The sequence below is a fragment of the Qipengyuania sp. genome, assembly GCF_043423005.1.
Lineage (GTDB): Bacteria > Pseudomonadota > Alphaproteobacteria > Sphingomonadales > Sphingomonadaceae > Qipengyuania.
This window is the reverse complement of sequence record NZ_JBHWMI010000063.1, coordinates 1-19,859: the sequence shown is the minus strand read 5'-3', so window position 1 is coordinate 19,859 and position 19,859 is coordinate 1. Positions and strand designations below refer to the sequence as shown.

Below are 19,859 nucleotides of genomic sequence, written 5' to 3'. Positions count from 1 at the left end.
GGACATGCGCGCCGCGCTCGCCGCCGCCCGCCCCGCCCCGGGTGCCCCGGCGGTCGAGACCGCGGTGTGGCAGCCGGGCGGGATCGTTCCAGGCGAAACTGCGCTGGTCAGCGAGCTTTTGCGTCACACCGGCCTTGCCAGCTACCCGCGGCGCCGCGGTATGGCGCAAGGCGATTACCTGTCGCTGGAACAGGTGCTGGCCGATCCGCCGGACCTGCTGCTGGTCGCCGGTAGCGAGGCGGGGCAGCATCATCCCGCCCTGCGCCACCTGCCCCGGATGCGCCGCGAAACGCTTGACATCCGCCTGCTGTATTGCGGCGGACCGACCGTGATAAGGGCGGCGGAGCGGCTGGCCGAGGTGCGCGACCCGGCGGGCAGCGGGCGGTGAACCGGGCGAGCGCGATTCTCGCCGCTTTGCTGGCCTTGGCGGTGCCATTGTCGCTGCTTGCCGGGCGGGTGTGGATCGCGCCGGGCGAGACGGCGAACGCGGCGATCATCCTTGCCGAACTGCGCCTGCCGCGGGCGGTGCTGGCACTGGCGGTGGGTGCAGGGCTGGGCGCGGCGGGGGCGACGATGCAGGGATACCTGCGCAATCCCCTGGCCGACCCCGGGCTTTTCGGGATCGCGCCGGCCGCCGCCCTGGGGGCGGTCGCGGCGATGATGGCGGGGCTGACCGATAATCCGCTTGCCCTGCCGGTGATGGCGCTGGCGGGGGCATCGGCGGCGATGGCTCTGCTTGCCCTGATCGCGGGGCGCAGCGGCGGCATTGCGCTGTTCACGCTCGCCGGGCTGATGATCGCCAGCCTCGCCGGGGCGCTGACCGCGCTGATCATTTCGCTCGCCCCCAACGCCTTCGCGATGAGCGAGATCGTCCTGTGGCTCAACGGAGCGTTGACCGATCGCAGCTGGCGCGAGGTGCGCATCGCGGCGCCGGCAATCGCGCTGGGCATAGCGGTGCTATGGCAGACCCGGCGCGCGCTCGATGCGCTGACCCTGGGCGAGGCTGCGGCCCGTTCGCTCGGCGTCGATACCCGGCGGCTCTTGTGGCTTATCGTGCTGGGCGTCGGCCTGACGGTCGGTGCCGGCGTGGCGGTTGCCGGCATCATCGGCTTCGTCGGACTGATCGTGCCCCATCTGGTCCGCCCGCTGACGGACCGGCGGCCGTCCGAACTTTTGTTGCCGAGCGCGCTGGCCGGAGCCTTGCTGGTGCTGGTGGCGGACAGCGTGGTGCGGGTGCTGCCGCTGATGACCGAACTGCGCCTCGGCATCGCGCTCAGCCTGATGGGCGCGCCGTTCTTCCTGTGGCTGCTGCTGCGTCTGCGGCGGGGGCTGGAATGATCCTCGAGGCGCAGGATGTGTCGCTGGAATGCCGGCTCCATGAAGTCTCCCTGACGCTTCGGCAGGGCGAGATCGCAGCCATCTGCGGCCCCAACGGCGCAGGCAAGTCGACCTTGCTCGAATGTCTTGCCGGGCTGATCATGCCCGATAGCGGCGCCGTTGCGCTCAATGGCGTCGGACTGGACGAGATACCGCCGCGGGAACGGGCGCGGCGGATCGGCTATCTGCCGCAGGACGGTGCGATCGCATGGGACATCCCGGTCCGCCGCCTCGTCGAACTCGGGCGCGTGCCGCATGGCGACCGCGCGCAAGGACCGGTGGACGATGCGCTTGGCATTCTCGGGCTCGACCATCTCGCAGACCGCCGGGCGCAATCGCTTTCGGGCGGCGAGCGGGCACGGGTGCTGCTGGCGCGCGTACTGGCGGGCGAACCGGACTGGGTCCTTGCCGACGAGCCGCTGGCCGCGCTCGATCTTGCCCATCAGCTGGCGCTGATGCGGCATTTGCGCAAGGCGGCGGACCGGGGGGCGGGGGTGGCGATGGTGGTCCACGATCTCGCCCTCGCGCGTAATCATGCGGATCGGGTCATCCTGCTAAGCGGCGGTAGGATCGCTGCCGCCGGGCCACCGTCCGAGGCGCTGGCCAAGCAGAGGATCGCCGCCGTTTTCGGGGTGGAATGCCGCTGGATCGGCGCACCGGGCGCGCTTGCGCTTTCGCCCTGTCCTACATCGCCTCTACGGGTCTAGGCGCCCCGTCCGTTCGCAGCATCGTGCCGCGGCGAACCACGGAGGCAGGCGATGGACCCGATCGACCGGACATTCTTCTTCGCAACCATCAGGCACCGCCCCTTCGGCGGGCGGCTGAGCGCGCACCAGGTGCGCGGTTGCGAGACGATCCTGGATTACTGGGAAGCGGTCCACGGGCCGGCAGACGATCGCTGGCTGGCCTATCTTCTGGGCACGTCATATCACGAGACGGCGGGCACGATGGCCGCGATCCGGGAACGCGGCGGTGCGCGCTATTTCGAGGCTCGTTATGGCGCACATACGGCGGTGGGCCGACGACTGGGCAATCGCGAGGAGGGCGACGGCGCACGCTATTGCGGGCGGGGGTTCGTGCAATTGACCGGGCGGGCGAACTACGAGGACTGGAGCATCCGCCTGGGCTGCGATCTGGTGGGCGAACCCGATCTGGCGCTGGAGCCTTCGCTTGCCGCCCGCATCCTGATCGAAGGATCGATCCGCGGCACCTTTACGGGTCGCGCCCTGCCGGACTTCATGGACGATACTACGAACGACTGGCTGCGCGCCCGGCAGGTCATCAACCGGATGGACCGGGCGCATCACATCGCCCGGCTGGGCCGGCAATTCTGGAGTGCGATCGCCCATGTCGGCTCGGGACAGCGATCGCAGGCGCGCTGGCGCAGGCTGCTGCGCCGCGGCGACCGGGGGGAGGCGGTGCGCCTGCTTCAGACGCGGCTGGCGCTGGAACCGGACGGCATCTTCGGGCGTCGGACCGAGGCGGCGCTTGCAGGCTTCCAGCACGCCCGCGGATTGGCCGCAGACGGCGTGTGCGGCGGAGCAAGCTGGCACCAGTTGCTGGAGCCCGGCAACCGACCGGGGGATCGCGCGTAGTCCGGGCATGGCCGCCCCCGATCTCGTGGAACGCTGGTTCGAACTCACGCGCCGGACGATGCCGCAACAGGCGCGTCAACGACGCTGGCCGGTGCATCTCGACCATTGCTTCCAGCGCATTCTCCTCGACAACGCCGTGGGTGCCAAGTGGACCAGCGTGATTTCCGCGCCCGCCTATCGCAATGCAAGCGACGCTACGCTGGAGGCTGCGATAGGCTTGGGGGAACAGGTCATGGCACAGGAGGCCGATCTTCACGCGCTCAACCGCCGGTCGCTTGGCTGGCGGGGCAAGCTGGGCGGGGCGGGCGCCCGGAAGGCGGGCGGTACGCTCAGCGAAGGTGAAGAATGGCTCCCCGAGTTTGAGGGATTGACGGGTATCAGGCCGTCTCAAATGACCCCCCGTCCCCCTCCGCAAAATCGCCATCCTAGTCAGCCGGACTAGACGAATTGATAATTTGGCGAACAAAAACAAGTGCCTAAATGTAAATGGCGATCCAGTCGCGAAAAAACGCCCGACTCAAAAACGTGTCGCAAGCCGTTTCAAGCGGTCGAAATCAGTTGCGATTCTAAAGAGGGGCGTTATGTGGGGTTATGCCAAAGATAGCAAAACCCTTGTCCGCCCTAGAAGTCTCGCGGCTCAAACACCCGGACGGCAAGGCGAGCAAGCATCTCCACCCTGTCGGCACCGTTCCGGGCCTCCATTTGCAAACGACGGCAGGCGGCGGACGGTCCTGGGTGCTGCGGGTTAAAGTTGGGACGAAGCGGCGCGACATCGGCCTTGGACCGTATCCTAGAGAGACGTTGGCGAAGGCGCACGAAAAGGCGCGCGAAAAGGCCGATGCGATCGAAGCGGGCCGTGATCCGATTGCAGAAAAGCGGGCCGCAAAAGCCGCATTGATCGCTCAGCAATTGCGCGACCTGACATTCTCCGAAGCAGTCGACCGCTACATGCAGACGGGCCGCATGGCCAAGCTGCGGCACGATTGGCAACGGGACGAATGGCGGACGACGCTGGAAACCTACGCCGTCCCGATCATCGGGAAAATGCTGGTTGGCGACATCGGCCTAGCGGACGTGAAGCGGGTGCTAGAGCCGATCTGGGCCGACAAGAATGCAACGGCAGTAAAGGTGCGCGGACGTATCGAGTCGGTGCTCGCATGGGCAATCGACGCTGGCCATCGGCAGGATGCTACGAATCCGGCGTCCAAGGGGGCGCTAAAGCAATGGATAGCCGATCAAGGCGGTGCGACCGTTACGAACCGACCGATGATCCCCGTCGACCGCATGGCAGCATGGTTTGCCGCTACGCACGATCAGAGCGGCATGGCGGCGGTGGCGCTGCGCTTTCTCGCATTGACTGCCGTGCGCGTCGATAACGTGGCGGGTGCGACGTGGGCCGAGATCGATCGGGAAGCGCGTGTGTGGACGATCCCTGCCGATCGTATGAAGGGGAAAGCGAAGGACCGGCGCGAGCACCGCGTCCCGCTGTCTGACGCTGCGCTGGCATTGCTCGACGGGCTAGAGCGGCGCGAGGGCGTCGACCTGCTATTCCCGGCACCTCGCGACGGGCAGCTGACGAATGCCGCGATCGGCAAGGCGATGCGGACGATCCATGAGCGGGACGCTATCGGTTTTATCGACAAGGCATCCGGCAAGCCTGCCGTCCCGCACGGATTGCGCGCGTCGTTTCGGACATGGGCAACCGATGTTGCTCAGGCAGAGGATGAGGTTCGGGAACTGGCGCTCGCGCACAAGTTCGGCTCGACTACCTCGCAATCTTATTCGCGCGGCGATGCGCTGGAAAAGCGCGCCGTTCTCATGCAGTCATGGGCGGATTGGTGCACGGGGCGAGCGAGCGGCGGTAAGGTCGTTTTGCTGGCGCGTAATCCGGGCTGATTAGAAACAGGTTTTGAATTAGAAAAGGGGCAGGGAATGTTTGATATCTCTCATCTGCGAGTAGCGACGGTAGGGGATGCAATACCGGGCGATATCATCAAGATCATGGGTGACGATTTTTGGAGACTTTGTTTTCGCTGCGTTGACGGCGGTTTTCGTTTGTTGGACCTTGCAGAAAGAGAATTTGGCGGGGACAAGCCGTGTCCACCTCTACATTCTGACCCCATCAAGAATAGTGAGAGCAAACCCGCCCTTATCCTCAGAAAGTTTTCAATTCATGTTGAGATCGATGAATCGGTATTTATTCCTCAGGCTAAGAACGTTTTTCAGGGAAATGTGATGATCCTAGAAGGGGAGCCGGTGATCGTCGCCTACGGTTTTGAGAGGGAAGGCCTAGGCGTGACGTATATCAGGAAAGACGGTCAACAAATTCCACCTACGCCAGATGTAGCCGTAGCGTTCTTCAAGAACTGGCGAATTTGCGCAGGCGAAAGCGATGGGACTAGCGATATTATCTATCAGTCATCGGCTGCGAAATGATACCCGTCGATACGACCTTCAGCGCCGCTCAGTGGCAGGCCTTAGGCGGCGATGCGAGCGCGATGGCCGAAATCCTGCGGGACGATAGCCGCGCGCTCGATAGCGGGGAACGAGAAGTCCTAGCCCTAATGATCGAACGCCTAGCCGAACTGGCGCGCGGCGACATTGGCGGCGAGATCGGACGGCGCGAGATCGCAGCGGGGCATTGGAAAGTTCGTAAGGCAGTCGAACGCTTCGATGCGTTGCGGGACGAGGGAAAACAGAAAAGCCAAGCCAAGGCGATCGTGGCGGACGAACAAGGGCTGTCCGTTCGCACGGTCGACAACTACCTCCAGCTTCGCCGCGAAAGAGAAGCCGAAATCGAGCGGGCAAGGGCACCTTACGCAATCAAATAATAATAGGCTGCGCGACTCTGCTGGTGCAATCTGTCGCGATCTGTTCAAATTGGCCGTCACCAATCGCAATCGAAGGTGACGAACAATGCTCCAGACAGTCGATCAGGTCGCTGAAAAGCTGACGATCAGCAAGGCAAGCGTGTGGCGCTACGCCGCGCGCGATCCCGAATTTCCCAAGCCGATCAAGTTGTCCCCCGGATGCTCGCGCTGGCGCGCGGACGAGGTCGACGCTTGGCTTGAAACGCGCGAGCGCGCGTCCGCCTGACTGCAAGAAAAGACCCGCCTGCGGGGATCATTCGCAGACGGGTTGGGGAATTACTGACATGAATGTAAATAGCGCAAGTGGCGCAGTGCCGCAAGTGCCATCGGGGGCGGGTGAGGCGCTGCCTGTCGCCACAGTCGCCTCGCTTCGCAATGCCATCCATCGAGCACCGGTAACTGAGCCGGAAAGAACTGCCATGATGTGTGAGATCGCAGCGGCGGCGGGGACCCTTTCGCCGATCGAATGCGACTCCGTTCTGTCCTACATGAAAAATCTGACTGGTCTGTCAATCGTGGCGCTGCGGAGCGAGGCGGCGAAGAGTGCGAGGCGGGGGGACGATCATCTCGCCCATGCCCGCACCACGATCAAAGCCATCGGAGCCGATAATCTCCTATTCGCAGAATCGCATTTCTGGCGATGGGACGGGACCGTGTGGCGGCGGCGCGTCGATATGGACGTTTCGCGCGAGGTGATCGCAACGCTGAGCGCGAGCCAGGAAAAGATCACGAACCCGCTTGTCGAGAGCGTCACCGGCCTGATCCGCAAAGAGGCGTTCCGGCCCGATCATCATTTCAACATCGGCAGTCCCGATGTGGTGAATACATTGAGCGGCGAATTAGAACTGACCGCCACCGGCTGGGCGATCCAGCCGCACCGGCGCGAGCATTATCGCACGACTCTGATCCCTGTTCGCTACGATCCGGCGGCACAGGCACCTCGTTTCGTGCAATTCCTGTACGATGTCTTTCGGGACGATCCTGACCGGGATGCAAAGATCGTATGCGTGCTCGAATTGCTCGGCTATTCGCTCATGGCACACGCGAAGCACGAAAAGTTCGTCCTGCTGATCGGCAACGGCGCGAACGGCAAATCCGTCCTGTTGCGCGTCGTGGAAGCCCTTGTCGGGCGCGAGAACGTGGCGGCGGTGAAGCCATCACAGTTCGACAATAAATGGCAGCGGGCGCACCTTCACATGAAGCTGGCCAACATCGTCAGCGAACTGCCGGAAGGTAAGATGATTGCCGATGACGAATTGAAGGCGATCGTGTCCGGCGAGATCAGCACTGTCGAGATGAAAAACCGCGATCCGTTCGACATGCGGGCATTCTCGACGTGCTGGTTCGGTACTAACCATATGCCGCACACGCGCGACTTTTCGGACGGGCTGTATCGGCGGGCCGTCATCCTGCCGTTCAATCGGCAATTCGCAGAGCACGAACAGGACGAGCACCTAGCGGACAAGCTGATCGCTGAACTGCCCGGTGTGTTGAACCTCGCACTGCATTACTATGCCGGGGCGCTGCGCAACGGTTTCACCTTGCCGCCCTCGTCCGTAACGGCGCGCGAGGAATGGAGGCGCGAGGCCGATCAAGTCCGTTCATTCGTGGCAGAGCGTTGCGAGGCCGAACCTACCGCCGAAATCGCACTGGCCGAACTATTCCTGAATTTCGAGATATGGGCGCGGGCGTCGGGTGTCCGCAACATCGTCGGGAAGGTAGCATTCGGCAAGCGGCTGCGAGGGCAGGGATATAGGACGTCGCACAGCGACGGGACGAAAGTAATGGGCGTTAAATTTAAGCCGGTCGGGAATTGCAGCAATTAACGCAATGAACGCTGCGTAACGGCCTGTTCGGAATGAATGGAACGCTTTTTCGTATGTTTGCCCTAAGAGTCGGTCCACCCCATAAAGACTAGGCGCAATGTGGCGATTTTTTCGTTCCGTTGGTTCCGGCTTATTCCGCGTCCCCTTATTCCCAGTCCAGAACGCACTCAGCTGTGAATCGATTTATCAATTGCTGTCGTTCTAAAGCGTTTGGGCGTCTGCCAATCGGCGGCTCTGCGTAGGCCCGCATCGCACCTGCGCGAGCCTCATTGCGGAGCCACTCTGCTGACTCCTCACTCGGCATTAAATTGGACGGCATGGAACGAATTAATTCCAATACCTGATCAATTGGTACGCCTGCTTCACGCGCTTCTATTACCGCCACTCCCAGGTCCGCAAAACTATGACACAGCGATTCTCTTTGCGCCGCTGTCAGTTCGGTTTCTGGTTTGCTAGCGTCATCTTCTTGTGCGTTTGCTGGCGCACTAAGGATGATCGCAATAGCCGTGAAAATCGATTTGGTTTTCATTCGTCACAACTCCTGCTCGCGCCTCTATCACATGATGATCCGATTTTGTCACGCTCACGTATTATTTTGCGCATACTTACCACCCGTCAAGTAACGTGATGAATTAAAAAATTCTTTTCTGTTGACTCACCGTAATGTTCGACTGACATTGTATCCGAACTTAGCGAAAGGATACGATGATGGCCAATATTGCCGATTTACAGAATGACCAGAACGCCCTCGTACTCCGTACGCTGGGGGCGATTTTCGCGATCCCGAACGGCATCGAAGCCGCCGATCCGGTGCGCGAGCAAGCGGGGCAGCTTGTCGCCCTCGCGAACGGTCCCGGCTCCGAAATTCGCGATGACAGAATTAGGCTGGTTGCTCGACAGGGCGGGCGACCGAATGTTCGGAGCGGGGCGGACGATGCACGGCCTCATGCGCGAGCATCTGCGAACGTATCAAGAGCGTGATGCCCGGATGCGTGAACCCCTGCCGTCGATCGATCGCAAGGCCGACGCGGAGCGGCGCGCTCGTTTCAGTGCGATGGAGGACGCCGGAACGCTCATGCAGTCGATCATGGCGGCGGACCTTGCGGACCTGACAGCACTGGTAGCGGACGGCAATATCGCGGCGCTATCGCATGATGCTTGGCGCGAGGCGCAAAAGCAATTTCTCGTTTTGAACACGGTTGCGAGGACCGGGATGCAGGCGGACTTCGCTGGCAAGCCGACGCTCGAAAACCCGCTGCCCGATGGTCCCGACGTGGAAGGCGCGAGGCGGCAGGCGGAAGCGGTGCTAGACTCGCATGATGCTGACCGGCAGGTGATCGATATTCACCGCCGCGTGATTCAGGATTACGCGGGTTTTCTTGGCCATGTTTTCGGCATCGCACCGGGGCAGGCATTCGAGCGGATGGCCGCTTGATCGTGCCACGTCCGATCACCATCCCGTCGCGCGTCACGTTGCCCTCGGGTCGCCCTTTGCGACCGGGACAGGCGTACAGGGCGCTCGGCATTAGCAGAATGACCGGCAAGCGGTGGCGTGACCGGCACGGTATGCCCGGTGCGCCGCGCCGGGGCGCGGGGATCGACACGGGCGCGTTGGCGCGGTGGCTGGTCGAGCGCGGCTGTACGGTTCAATGGACGACGTAGCGTTATGATCGGAACAGATACAAAGACCGATCCAGTACGGACGAAATCGGACCCCTATGCCCGTCGTTTCGACGGCACGTTCGGCGCTGGCAACATCGGCAAGCCGCGAGGGGCAACGCACAAATTCAATCGCGAAGTGCTGGAGCGTCTAGGCGGGCTGACATCCAAGGCGCTTGTGACGCTTGAGCGCAAGTTGGACGAAGGCGATCTAAAGGCTGCAACTTTCGTCCTGGCGCGCTTCCTGCCGTCAGAGCGCGTGGTCGACGTGCCAGCCGAACCGAACGGCATCGCCGACGCTGTGGAGGAAGGCGGGCTGACCCCTACCGAAACGAACCGGCTTAGTCAGGCGGTCAAGACGCTGAAGGAAGCGGCTGGCGTCGACGAGATGCGCGCTAGGTTGGACGAAATCGAGGCGCTGTTGATTGCTCAGAACAAGGGGCGAGGGAATGTCCCGTAAGTCGATCGATAGCCGCATGGACCGCATTGTCGACGTGCTGTTGCCGCCCGGTTCAATGGCGCGGCGGGAGCATGATTTGCCGCCCGAGATGCGCGGTGCGCTGGATCAATGGCGGCGGGAGCAAGCGGCGATAATTTCTCGGGCCGAAAAAGAGCACGGTCCTGACTGGTACGGCCTGACAATTGATGACGAACTCGAATTTCCACCGATGCCAACCGTCCTGAAAGATGCGCTCGGGCTGATCGATCCGCCTGTCATCACAGAGTCCATGACAGCGGACGAGGCGGCGCGGCTGTGGAACGATTACTGCCATGGTGACGAACGATGAAAATGGTCGCTTTCGAAATTTACGAACCGCGTTGCGTTCTAATCCTGGGCGGCGAGGCCGGTGCGCAACGCCTGCGGTGGACCGAATACCGGGACCGATGGCGCGGCGGCTTGAAGGGGATGCAAAAGGCGAGGCGCAAAGGATTGCTGCGCAGCGTCCATAGTCTGCAATTCGATCCGGTCGAACGGCGCTGGCGAATTGAGCGCGATGAGATCGGGCGCGATGTTCTCATCATCGGGCCGCGCGTTGCGTTGCTGCATTCAATACGCGACGAGCCCGACCGATACTTGGACGATCAAATGTCAGACCTATTCGGCGATAGGTGCTGGATCGCGGAAGAGGCGGCGGTCGCGGCGGCGGCGCTTGCGGTGCGCATGGGAGCCGAACTGGAAAGGGTGACGCTCTAGCCTGATCTAACCACCTTTGAAGTTGTGGGGCGCAATGTGGGGCAGAGCCCCTGCCGCTCGGCAAGACGCTGTTTTTAAACGAGAATGTCTAGAAAATGGCTCCCCGAGTTGGATTCGAACCAACGACCAAGTGATTAACAGTCACCTACTCTACCGCTGAGCTATCGGGGAGCAGCCGGTACGGCAAGGGTGCGCCTATATGGTCGCCCCTCGGATTTGGCAAGCGGCCAAATACGAAAAAGCCGGCATCAGAAAACGAACTGTTCTGCCACGATCCGCTCGTCCAGCGCATGGCCCGGGTCGAACAGCAGGATAAGCGGGCGTTCGCGCGCGATTTCCAGCCGCACCTCGGCAACGTCGCGCAGTTCGCGCTGATCCGCTACGGCCGAGACCGGGCGCTTGGCCGGTTCGTTGACCTTGAAGGTCACCTGCGATCGATCCGGCAGGATCGCGCCCTTCCAGCGCCGCGGGCGAAAGGCCGAGATCGGGGTAAGCGCAAGCAACTGGCTATCCAGCGGCAGGATCGGCCCGTCGGCCGACAGGTTGTAGGCGGTGGAGCCCGCCGGCGTGGACAGCAGGACGCCGTCGCACACCAGTTCCTTGATCCGCGTCTTGCCGTCCACCAGCACTTCGATCTTGGCGGTCTGGCGTGTCTCGCGCAGCAACGAGACCTCGTTGATTGCCTGGAACCGGTGAACCGCGCCGTCCTGCGTCGTCGCCTCCATCGCCAGCGGCAGGATGTCGAGCCGCCGCGCCTTGCCGATCCGGTGCAGCAGCTTTTCCGGCTGGCGATTGCGGTTCATGAGGAAGCCGACCGTGCCGAGGTTGACCCCGTAGGCCGGAATGATGCGATCGCTGTCGAGCATGGCGTGAAGGCTTTGCAGCATGAAGCCGTCGCCCCCAAGGATCACGGCCACGTCGGCCTGCTCCAGCGGCACCCAGTCGAACAGGTCGCGATAGGCTTCGGCCGCCACGTCCTGGGCCCGCTCGGCGTCGGAGACCAGCAGGGCCAGGCGCGGCATCTCGTTCGTCATTGCCCCGTCCCTGCCGCCACCTGCCTGCGCATCGGCTGTGCCTATGGGGGACAGCGCGGTTTGGCAACCGGCCTCGCCCTCTGGCTATTCGCCGCGAGACTGGCAATAGGGGCGCCGATGAGGTCGCTTGCAGCACAGGACATGATGCAAACCCGTGATGGGCTGACGGGGCTCGCCGATCAGGCCAGTGCCCGCGAAACGATCGCCCACTGGCAGGCGGACTGGCCGCGCGGTGCGGGCCCGTGCCCGATGCATGCGATGCTGGTGACGCTGGGCCGCATCGATACCGTGAACGTCGCCTTCGGCCAGCGGGCCGGCGATGCCGCGCTGATCGAGGTCGCCCGCCGGATCACCACCTTCGCCGCCGACGAGCTAGAGACGAGCGCATGGATTGCCGCGCGCCTCAATGGAGGCAATTTCCTGCTCGTGGCACGCGAGGAGTTGAGCCGCGAACGCTGGCTGTGGCTGGCCGAGGCGCTGGCCGATGCGATTGCCACGCCGATCCGTCATCCCGGCAGTGCGGCCCGGCTGCGGATGTGGCCGCGGATCGCCCTGATGCGGGTGCGCGAAGGAGACGATGCCGGTGCCATCCTCGACCGGCTGGGCGAAGCTGCATCGGCCCTGCATGCCGGCAGCGGCAGGCGCATCGCATGGACGGTATCCACCGGCGCCGCCGGATCACCCTCGCACCGACAGCTGGAAGCCGATCTGCTGCGCGCGATCGATCGCGACGAGATCGAGGTGCTGTTCCAGCCGCAGTTCTTGCTTGCCAGTGGCGCGCTGATCGGGGCCGAGGCGCTGGCCCGCTGGCAGCATCCCGAAGCCGGACTGATCGGCGGTGAAACGCTGTTCCTCATCGCCGGCCGGGCGGATCATACGGCCCACCTTTCGCGTCACATCGCGGGCCGGGCGCTGGCCGCCGCGGCGCGCTGGCCGGCCGGTCTCAGGCTGTCGGTCAACGTCACGCCGGAAGACCTCTCGGCCGATAATTTTGCCACCGAGTTCGCACGGCTGGTAGAGCGCGCCGGATGCGCGTTCGACCGGCTGACGCTGGAGATTACCGAACAGGTGCTGCTGCTGGATCTGGAGCGCACCTGCCTCGTGCTCGACCAGCTCAAGCTGTTCGGCATCCAGATCGCGCTGGACGATTTCGGCGCCGGGTACTGTAATTTCAGATATTTGAAGATGCTTCCTGTCGACTATCTCAAGCTTGATCGCGAGATGGTCGAAGGCCTGCTGGATGACGAGCGCGACCGCGCGGTATTCCAGGGCATCGCTGCGATGGCCCGGGCGCTGGGCCTGCGCGTCATCGTCGAAGGCATCGAAACGACCAGCCAGCGCGATTTCTGCGCCAAGGAAGGCTGCGAATACTACCAAGGGTTCCTCGGCGCGGAACCGATGAGCGGCGACGCCTTCCTGGCACTGGCCGCCGCCGGTTAGATCAGGCGGCAGCCGTCTGCGGCGCGGGGTCCTTCTTCGCCCTGCGCGCGACCGCGGACAGGCCCTTGGTCAGCTGATACAGACCGTTCAGCCGGCTTTCGGGCGATCCCCATGCGCGGCTGATGACCAGCTTCATATCGGGCCGCAGCTTGGCCGTCCCCTTCAGCCGGTCGACATAGGCGATGAGGCCCGGACCGTCGGGGAAGTCGTCCTTGTGGAACGTCACCAGCGTGCCCGCCGCGCCCACATCGATCTTGGCGATGTTCGCCTCGATCGCCTGCTGCTTGATCTCGATCAGCCGCACGAGATTGGCGGTGGCCGGCGGAAGGTCGCCGAAGCGGTCGATCATCTCGGCGGCTAGCGCGTCGAGTTCGGCCTTGCCCTCGGCCTCGTTCAGACGGCGATAGAGCGCCATGCGGACGGCGAGATCGGGCACGTAGTCATCCGGGATCATGATCGGCGCGTCGACCGTGATCTGCGGGCTGACGCTTTCCGTGCGCGCCGCCAGCCCCATCTCGCCCGCCTTGGCAGCGAGGATCGCGTCCTCGAGCATCGACTGGTAGAGCTCGAACCCGACCTCGCGGATATGGCCCGATTGCTCGTCGCCCAAGAGGTTGCCGGCGCCGCGGATGTCGAGATCGTGGCTGGCGAGCTGGAATCCAGCGCCGAGACTGTCGAGATCGCCCAGCACCTTGAGGCGCTTTTCCGAAGTCTCGTTCAGCTGCGTATCCGCCTGGTAGGTTAGGTAGGCATAAGCGCGCAGTTTCGAGCGTCCGACCCGGCCGCGCAGCTGATAGAGCTGGGCCAGGCCGAAGATGTCGGCCCGGTGGATGATGATGGTGTTCGCCGCCGGCAGGTCGAGCCCGCTTTCGACGATGGTGGTGGCGAGAAGGACGTCGTACTTGCCCTCGTAGAAGGCGCTCATCCGTTCCTCGATCTCGCCTGCGCCCATCTGTCCGTGGGCGGCGATGAACTTCACTTCGGGCACATGCTCGCGCAGCCACGCTTCCATGCCCTCCATGTCGGAGATGCGTGGTACGACGATGAAGCTTTGCCCGCCCCGGTGATGCTCGCGCAGCAGCGCCTCGCGCATTACCATGTCGTCCCACTCCATGACATAGGTGCGTACGGCCAGCCGATCGACCGGCGGGGTCTGGATGGTCGACAGTTCGCGCAGGCCCGTCATCGCCATCTGCAAGGTGCGCGGGATCGGCGTGGCGGTGAGGGTGAGCATGTGGACGTCGGCGCGCAGCTGCTTGAGCCGCTCCTTGTGGGTGACGCCGAACCGCTGCTCCTCGTCGACGATGACGAGGCCGAGATCCTTGAACGCCGTGTTCTTCGACAGGATCGCATGGGTGCCGACGACGATATCCACATCGCCGCTGGCCAGCCCCTCGCGCGTTTCCCTGGCCTCCTTCGCCGGGACGAGGCGCGAGAGGCGGCCGACCTTCAATGGAAAGCCGGCGAACCGCTGGCTGAAATTCTCGAAATGCTGGCGGGCGAGCAGCGTCGTCGGCGCGACGACGGCGACCTGCTGACCGTTCATCGCCGCGACAAAGGCTGCGCGCAGCGCGACCTCGGTCTTGCCGAAGCCGACATCGCCGCACACGAGGCGGTCCATTGGCTTGCCGCTTTCCAGGTCGCCCAGCACGTCCGCGATGGCGCGGTCCTGATCCTCGGTCTCCTCCCAGGGGAAGCGGTCGAGGAACTGGTTGTAGGAGCTCTCGTCCACCTCCAGCACCGGCGCGTGCTTGAGCGCCCGCTGCGCGGCGACCAGCATCAGCTCGCCGGCAATTTCGCGGATGCGTTCCTTGAGCCGCGCGCGGCGCTTCTGCCAGGCCTCGCCGCCCAGCCGGTCGAGCATGACCGCTTCTTCGCTGCTGCCATAGCGGCTGAGGACATCGATATTCTCGACCGGGATGAACAGCTTGTCGCCGCCCTTGTATTCGAGCTGCACGCAATCGTGCTGCGACTTGCCGACGGTGATGGGCTGGAGGCCGAGATACTTGCCGATCCCGTGATCGGTATGGACGATCAGATCGCCCACGCTCAGCGCCTGCAATTCGGCGAGGAAGGCATCGGCGCTCTTGCGCTTCTTCTTGCGGCGGACAAGCCGGTCGCCGAGGATGTCCTGCTCGGTCAGCAGTTCCAGCTCGTCATTGGCGAAACTCGCCTCCAGCGGGAGGACCATCGCCGCAGGCTTGCCCTTGGCGGAAAGGCCCAGCGCCTCCTGCCATGTCTCGGCGAGCTGCACCGGCGTGCCTGCTTCCTCGAGGATCGAGGCGATGCGGGCGCGGCTGCCCTTGGAATAGGCCGCCAGCAGCGGTCGCTTGCCCGCCTTGCCGAGGCCTTGCAGATGCGCGGCGAGCAGCGGATAGACATTGTCGCCCCGCGCCCGATCGGGGGCAAAATCGCGGCCCGAGCGGAACCCGAAATCGATGACCGTCGGGCTTTCGGGTTCGGCAAAGGGGCTGGCGCGGTGGATCGGCTGCCCGGCCTGCGCCGCGCTGACTTCCTCGGCCGAAAGATACAGCGATTGCGGGGGGAGCGGGCGATAGCTGCCCTTGGCCTGGCCCGATCCGCTGCGGCGCTGGTCGAAATAGTCGGCGATGTCCTTCAGCCGCTCGTCGATCGAGGATTGAGCCGACGCGTCCATGACGACCAGATCGTTTGCCGCGAGGTGGTCGAACAACGTGACCAGCCGCTCCTCGAACAGCGGCAGCCAGTGCTCCATCCCGGCGAGGCGGCGACCCTCGCTGACCGCCTCGTACAGGGGGTCCTGCGTCGCGCTGGCGCCGAACTGCTCGCGATAGCGGGTGCGGAAGCGCTTGATGCTCTCCTCGTCGAGCAGCGCCTCGCTGGCAGGCAGCAGCAGGTGCGATTCGAGCCGCCCGGTGCTCATCTGCGTATCGGGATCGAAACTGCGCAGCGATTCAAGCTCGTCACCGAAGAAGTCGAGCCGCAGCGCCTCCTCGGTGCCGGAAGGGAACACGTCGACGATCGAACCGCGGATGGCGTATTCGCCGCGGTCGATCACGGTATCGGTGCGGCTGTATCCCTGCCGCTGGAGCAAGGCGGCCAGGCTGTCGCGTCCGATCTGTGTGCCGACCCGGAATTCGCGCACGCTCTCGCGGATACGGAACGGGGTGAGGACGCGCTGGGTGACGGCGTTGGCCGTGGTCACGATCAGCTGTGCGGCAGACTTGCCCTGTTGCAGGCGGTGAAGCGCCGCCAGCCGCCGCGCGCTGATTGCAAGGGCGGGGCTGGCACGGTCATAGGGCAGGCAGTCCCAGGCCGGGAACTCGATCACCTCGAGCTCGGGCGCGAAAAAGGCGGCAGCATCGGCAACGCTGCGCATGGCGGCATCGTCCGGCGCAATGAAGACCGCGCGGGCGGTGCTGGCGCGGGCGAGATCCGCCATCACCAGCGGCTGGGCACCGCGCGCCACCTGCGCCAGCGTCAGCGGGTGGGCGGCCTTCAGGATACGGGAAAGGTCGGGCATCGAGGTGACAGCGCGATAGTGGGCGGCGCGTTCCCGTCAATAGCAGACGCGGGAATCGGCGTTCAGCTTGCCCCCATCACCGACTGGCGGCGGCAAGGGATTACCGGGGAATGTCGACGTAATCGAGTTCCTGCATGGCGGCGATCAACGGGCCGTCGAACCGCGGCGGGACCGGCTGGGTCCGCAAGGCCCAGGCCATCACGTCGACATCGTCTTCTTCGAGCAAGGCCTCGAACCAGGCCAGTTCAGCTTCCCCCCAAGCGGCATGATAACGATCGAAGAAACCGCCGATCATGTAATCGGCTTCGCGCGTGCCGCGGTGCCAGGCGCGAAAACGGGCACGCTGCGTGCGGCCTTCGAAAGTAAGAGCCTGGGGCATGACGGGCGAGGTAGGGTACTCGTCAAAGCCATTCAAGCGGCTATAGCAAGCACGCGATGAGGCCCGATGCGCTCAACCCCCTGTTCGCCGAGACCGAAACGCTGGAAGGCGTGGGGCCCAAGCTGAAAAAGCCGCTCGCCCGGCTGGGGCTGACGCGTGTCAGGGATGTCGCCTATCACCTGCCTGACCGCTTCGTCACGCGCCGTGCAGTCGGCAATCTTGACGAGGCGGGCGAGGGCGAGACGATCATCGTCCGCCTGCTGGTCACCGAACACCGCGGCAGCCGTTCGCCCCGCGCGCCGTTCCGGGTGCTGGCGCAGGACGCCATCGGCAATGTCCTCGCGCTGACCTATTTCGGCAAGGCGAGCTACACCGCGCGCAAGCAGCTTCCGGTGGGCGAGGCGCGCTGGGTGACGGGCAAGCTCGAACGCTATGGCGACATGCTCCAGATCGTCCATCCCGATCATGTGATCGAGGAGGGCGGCGACGCGATGGGCCAGCTGTGCGAACCGGTCTATGGCCTGTCCGAGGGGTTGACGCAGCCCAAGGTCGCCGCGCTGGTGAAGCAGGCGCTGGAACGGTGCCCCGAGCTTCCGGAATGGATCGATGCGGGGCTGGTGGAACGCGAAGGATGGCCCGCGTGGCGTGCGGCGCTGTCTGCGGCTCATAAGGCGCCGGACAAGGCGGCGCGCGACCGGCTCGCCTATGACGAGCTGTTCGCCAACAGCCTCGCGCTGATGCTGGTGCGGGTGGACAACCGCCGCCGGCAGGGGCAGGCGCTGGCGGGCGACGGGCGCTATCGCGATCGGCTCGACCTGCCGTTCGGGCTGACCGGCGCTCAGCAGCGGTCGATCGCCGAGATCGAGGGCGATCTGGCGCAAGATTCGCCCATGCTGCGGCTGCTGCAGGGCGATGTCGGCGCAGGTAAGACACTGGTCGCGCTCCACGCCATGCTGATCGCGGTGGAGGCCGGCGCACAGGCGGCAATGCTGGCGCCGACCGAAATCCTCGCCCGCCAGCATTACGAGAGCCTGCGCCGGCTGGCCGAACCGATCGGGGTGCGCGTCGCCATCCTGACCGGGCGCGACAAGGGCCGCGCCCGCGAGGCGACGTTGATGGGGCTGCTCGATGGCAGCATCGATATCGTCGTCGGCACCCATGCGATCTTTCAGGACACCGTCGCCTATCGCAATCTCGCGCTGGTGGTGATCGACGAGCAGCACCGCTTCGGCGTCGGTCAGCGGCTGATGCTGGCAAGCAAGGGCAAGCGGGCGCCGCACATTCTTGCCATGACCGCCACGCCGATCCCGCGCACCCTGATGCTGGCGCAATATGGCGAACTGGACGTCAGCCAGCTCGACGAGCTGCCCCCCGGCCGCCAGCCGATCGAGACGGTGGTGATGGGGCCGGACAAGCTCGCTTCGCTGGTCGACCGGCTGGCGGCCCAGATCGCTGAGGGACGACAAGCCTATTGGGTCTGCCCGATGGTGCGCGAGGTCGACGGCCCTGAGGAAATTGCTGCCGCCGAGGCGCGCTATGCCTCGCTCAAGGACCGCTTCGGGGACGACGTCGTGCTCGTCCACGGGCAATTGTCTCCCGAGGTCAAGGACGCGGCGATGGAGCGTTTCGTCAGCGGCGCGGCGAAACTGCTGATTGCGACGACGGTGATCGAGGTCGGCGTCGACGTGCCCAATGCGACGCTGATGATAATCGAACAGGCAGAACGCTTCGGCCTTGCCCAGCTGCACCAGCTGCGCGGCCGCGTGGGGCGCGGGAGCGAGAAGTCGGTGTGCGTCCTCTTGCGCGGTGAGACCCTGTCGGAAACCGCGCGTGAGCGATTGGCGCTGATGCGGCAGTCGCAGGACGGTTTCCTGCTGGCCGAAGAGGACCTGCGGCTGCGCGGCGGGGGCGAACTGCTCGGCACGCGCCAATCGGGCGATTCGCCCTATGCCATCGCCGATTTCGAGCAGATCAGCACGCTGTTGCCCAAGGCGCATGACCACGCCCGGTTGCTGATCGAGCGCGATGGCGGGCTCGAGGGCGCACGGGGAGAGGCGGCGCGGCTGCTGCTGTATCTGTTCGAGCGCGACTACGGCGTGCGCACCCTGCGCGGGGGCTAGCGCAGCAGGCGGACGAGCGCCTGTGCCCCTGCGGCACATCTGCCCAGGTGGCGCGAAAGCCCTCGGCCTCACCATACCAGGGATCGACCAGATCGTCCCCCTCGCGGCCCGGAACGAGATCGAGCAATCGTTTGGTCCGCGCCTTGCCATCGCCGGGGTCGATCCGCGCGATATCGCGCATGTTCGAGCCGTCCATGCCCAGGATCCAGTCGAAGCGATGGAAGTCGCAAGGCGCAAGCTGCCGTCCGCGATAGCCGCTGATGTCGATGCCGTGGCGCGCGGCCTCCGCGATGCTGCGCGGGTCCGGTGGCTCGCCCACGTGGTAGTCCGCCGTGCCTGCGCTGTCGGCAAGGACATCGAGTCCCGCCGTGGCCGCGGCATGGCGAAATGCCGCCTCGGCGAGAGGGGAGCGGCATATATTGCCAAGGCACACGAACAGCACCGCCGTTCCGGTCATCGTCGCAAGGGTCCTTTCCATGTCCGCCGGGTCGACACGAGGCGGGTGCCTGCCTATGGCCCCCACGCCTATGCCCCAGCGAAGCGAAATGACGAAGCGCCTGCCGAACCTCTTCGTTCCGGGGGCGATGAAGGCAGGCACGACCAGCCTTGCCGCCGCGCTCGACCAGCACCCGCAAATCGCGCTCCATCCCTTCAAGGAGCCGATGTATTTCGCCCAGACCCCTGCCTCCCGCGAAAAGCTCTACGAACTGCTCAGTCCTGATGGCGAGAGCTATGACCGGGTCACGCCGCACAACTCGGTCAGCTATGTCGATCTGGAAACCTATCTGTCCGGCTTTGCCGGGGCACAAGACGCGCGGTACCGGCTCGATGCCAGCACGATGTACCTGCAATCGCCCACTTT

At 64.5% G+C, this 19,859-nt stretch carries 19 protein-coding genes, 1 tRNA gene and 3 pseudogenes; 17 read left to right on the top strand and 6 right to left on the bottom strand.

The window, feature by feature from the left end; translation table 11 throughout:
• The 10 genes and pseudogenes from ACHFFA_RS09735 to ACHFFA_RS09690 all read left to right on the top strand — a co-directional run.
• Positions 1-388, top strand: a pseudogene (locus ACHFFA_RS09735) (iron ABC transporter substrate-binding protein); the annotation flags it as partial.
• Entirely contained in the window at positions 385-1,338 is a 954-nt protein-coding gene (locus tag ACHFFA_RS09730; RefSeq protein ID WP_394270651.1) for a FecCD family ABC transporter permease, read from the top strand. The pseudogene ACHFFA_RS09735 and the gene ACHFFA_RS09730, both read left to right, overlap by 4 nt.
• Entirely contained in the window at positions 1,335-2,084 is a 750-nt protein-coding gene (locus ACHFFA_RS09725) for an ABC transporter ATP-binding protein (RefSeq protein ID WP_394270650.1), read from the top strand. Before ACHFFA_RS09730 ends, ACHFFA_RS09725 begins: the two co-directional genes overlap by 4 nt.
• A 51-nt stretch (positions 2,085-2,135) precedes the next feature.
• Entirely contained in the window at positions 2,136-2,972 is an 837-nt protein-coding gene (locus tag ACHFFA_RS09720; protein WP_394270649.1) for a peptidoglycan-binding protein, read from the top strand.
• Between the two features lie 7 nt (positions 2,973-2,979).
• Positions 2,980-3,414, top strand: coding sequence for a hypothetical protein (locus ACHFFA_RS09715; RefSeq protein ID WP_394270648.1), 435 nt, complete (start codon positions 2,980-2,982; stop codon positions 3,412-3,414).
• Positions 3,415-3,563: 149 nt separating this feature from the next.
• Positions 3,564-4,868, top strand: a complete 1,305-nt coding sequence (locus ACHFFA_RS09710) for a tyrosine-type recombinase/integrase (protein ID WP_394270647.1) — start codon at positions 3,564-3,566, stop codon at positions 4,866-4,868.
• Between the two features lie 36 nt (positions 4,869-4,904).
• Positions 4,905-5,408, top strand: coding sequence for a hypothetical protein (locus ACHFFA_RS09705; protein ID WP_394270646.1), 504 nt, complete (start codon positions 4,905-4,907; stop codon positions 5,406-5,408).
• A gap of 62 nt (positions 5,409-5,470) precedes the next feature.
• Positions 5,471-5,803 carry a hypothetical protein gene (locus tag ACHFFA_RS09700; RefSeq protein WP_394270645.1) on the top strand — a complete coding sequence of 111 codons (333 nt, stop codon included), beginning with the start codon at positions 5,471-5,473 and terminating at the stop codon, positions 5,801-5,803.
• A gap of 85 nt (positions 5,804-5,888) precedes the next feature.
• Positions 5,889-6,068 (top strand): helix-turn-helix transcriptional regulator, encoded by a 180-nt coding sequence (locus tag ACHFFA_RS09695; protein ID WP_394270644.1) that lies wholly within the window; start codon positions 5,889-5,891, stop codon positions 6,066-6,068.
• Positions 6,069-6,330: 262 nt separating this feature from the next.
• Positions 6,331-7,668 carry a phage/plasmid primase, P4 family gene (locus tag ACHFFA_RS09690; protein WP_394270643.1) on the top strand — a complete coding sequence of 446 codons (1,338 nt, stop codon included), beginning with the start codon at positions 6,331-6,333 and terminating at the stop codon, positions 7,666-7,668.
• A gap of 145 nt (positions 7,669-7,813) precedes the next feature.
• On the opposite strand, the gene ACHFFA_RS09685 is transcribed toward ACHFFA_RS09690, so the two are convergent.
• A complete protein-coding gene (locus ACHFFA_RS09685; RefSeq protein ID WP_394270642.1) occupies positions 7,814-8,197 on the bottom strand; it encodes a hypothetical protein in 384 nt (127 codons plus the stop codon).
• A gap of 342 nt (positions 8,198-8,539) precedes the next feature.
• On the opposite strand from ACHFFA_RS09685, the gene ACHFFA_RS09680 reads away from it, so the two are divergent.
• The 4 genes from ACHFFA_RS09680 (at position 8,540) to ACHFFA_RS09665 (ending at position 10,522) form a co-directional block, all read left to right on the top strand.
• The gene (locus ACHFFA_RS09680) at positions 8,540-9,103 is read left to right on the top strand and encodes a hypothetical protein (RefSeq protein WP_394270641.1); all 564 of its coding nucleotides are present in this window, start codon (positions 8,540-8,542) and stop codon (positions 9,101-9,103) included.
• Between the two features lie 138 nt (positions 9,104-9,241).
• Complete coding sequence (locus ACHFFA_RS09675) at positions 9,242-9,787, top strand: hypothetical protein (protein ID WP_394270640.1); 546 nt, start codon at positions 9,242-9,244, stop codon at positions 9,785-9,787.
• Positions 9,777-10,115 (top strand): hypothetical protein, encoded by a 339-nt coding sequence (locus ACHFFA_RS09670; RefSeq protein ID WP_394270639.1) that lies wholly within the window; start codon positions 9,777-9,779, stop codon positions 10,113-10,115. Before ACHFFA_RS09675 ends, ACHFFA_RS09670 begins: the two co-directional genes overlap by 11 nt.
• A 2-nt stretch (positions 10,116-10,117) precedes the next feature.
• Entirely contained in the window at positions 10,118-10,522 is a 405-nt protein-coding gene (locus tag ACHFFA_RS09665; RefSeq protein WP_394270638.1) for a hypothetical protein, read from the top strand.
• A 96-nt stretch (positions 10,523-10,618) separates the two neighbouring features.
• On the opposite strand, the gene ACHFFA_RS09660 is transcribed toward ACHFFA_RS09665, so the two are convergent.
• Positions 10,619-10,693 (bottom strand) — tRNA-Asn (locus ACHFFA_RS09660).
• 77 nt (positions 10,694-10,770) lie between these two features.
• On the bottom strand, positions 10,771-11,556 hold the full coding sequence (locus tag ACHFFA_RS09655) for an NAD kinase (protein ID WP_394270637.1): 786 nt from the start codon (positions 11,554-11,556) through the stop codon (positions 10,771-10,773).
• Positions 11,557-11,673: 117 nt separating this feature from the next.
• On the opposite strand from ACHFFA_RS09655, the gene ACHFFA_RS09650 reads away from it, so the two are divergent.
• Positions 11,674-12,996 carry an EAL domain-containing protein gene (locus tag ACHFFA_RS09650; RefSeq protein WP_394270636.1) on the top strand — a complete coding sequence of 441 codons (1,323 nt, stop codon included), beginning with the start codon at positions 11,674-11,676 and terminating at the stop codon, positions 12,994-12,996.
• A gap of 1 nt (position 12,997) precedes the next feature.
• Here the strand turns inward: ACHFFA_RS09650 and mfd are convergent, their stop codons facing one another.
• Positions 12,998-16,498 carry a transcription-repair coupling factor gene (gene mfd / locus ACHFFA_RS09645; protein ID WP_394270635.1) on the bottom strand — a complete coding sequence of 1,167 codons (3,501 nt, stop codon included), beginning with the start codon at positions 16,496-16,498 and terminating at the stop codon, positions 12,998-13,000.
• Between the two features lie 100 nt (positions 16,499-16,598).
• Entirely contained in the window at positions 16,599-16,877 is a 279-nt protein-coding gene (locus tag ACHFFA_RS09640; protein ID WP_394270634.1) for a succinate dehydrogenase assembly factor 2, read from the bottom strand.
• A 56-nt stretch (positions 16,878-16,933) separates the two neighbouring features.
• Between ACHFFA_RS09640 and recG the strand changes: the two genes are divergently transcribed.
• Complete coding sequence (gene recG / locus ACHFFA_RS09635; RefSeq protein WP_394270633.1) at positions 16,934-18,997, top strand: ATP-dependent DNA helicase RecG; 2,064 nt, start codon at positions 16,934-16,936, stop codon at positions 18,995-18,997.
• A 19-nt stretch (positions 18,998-19,016) separates the two neighbouring features.
• Here recG and ACHFFA_RS09630 read toward each other — a convergent pair.
• Positions 19,017-19,454 (bottom strand): annotated as a pseudogene (locus ACHFFA_RS09630) (low molecular weight protein-tyrosine-phosphatase); the annotation flags it as partial.
• 88 nt (positions 19,455-19,542) lie between these two features.
• On the opposite strand from ACHFFA_RS09630, the pseudogene ACHFFA_RS09625 reads away from it, so the two are divergent.
• A pseudogene (locus tag ACHFFA_RS09625) lies at positions 19,543-19,859 on the top strand (hypothetical protein); the annotation flags it as partial.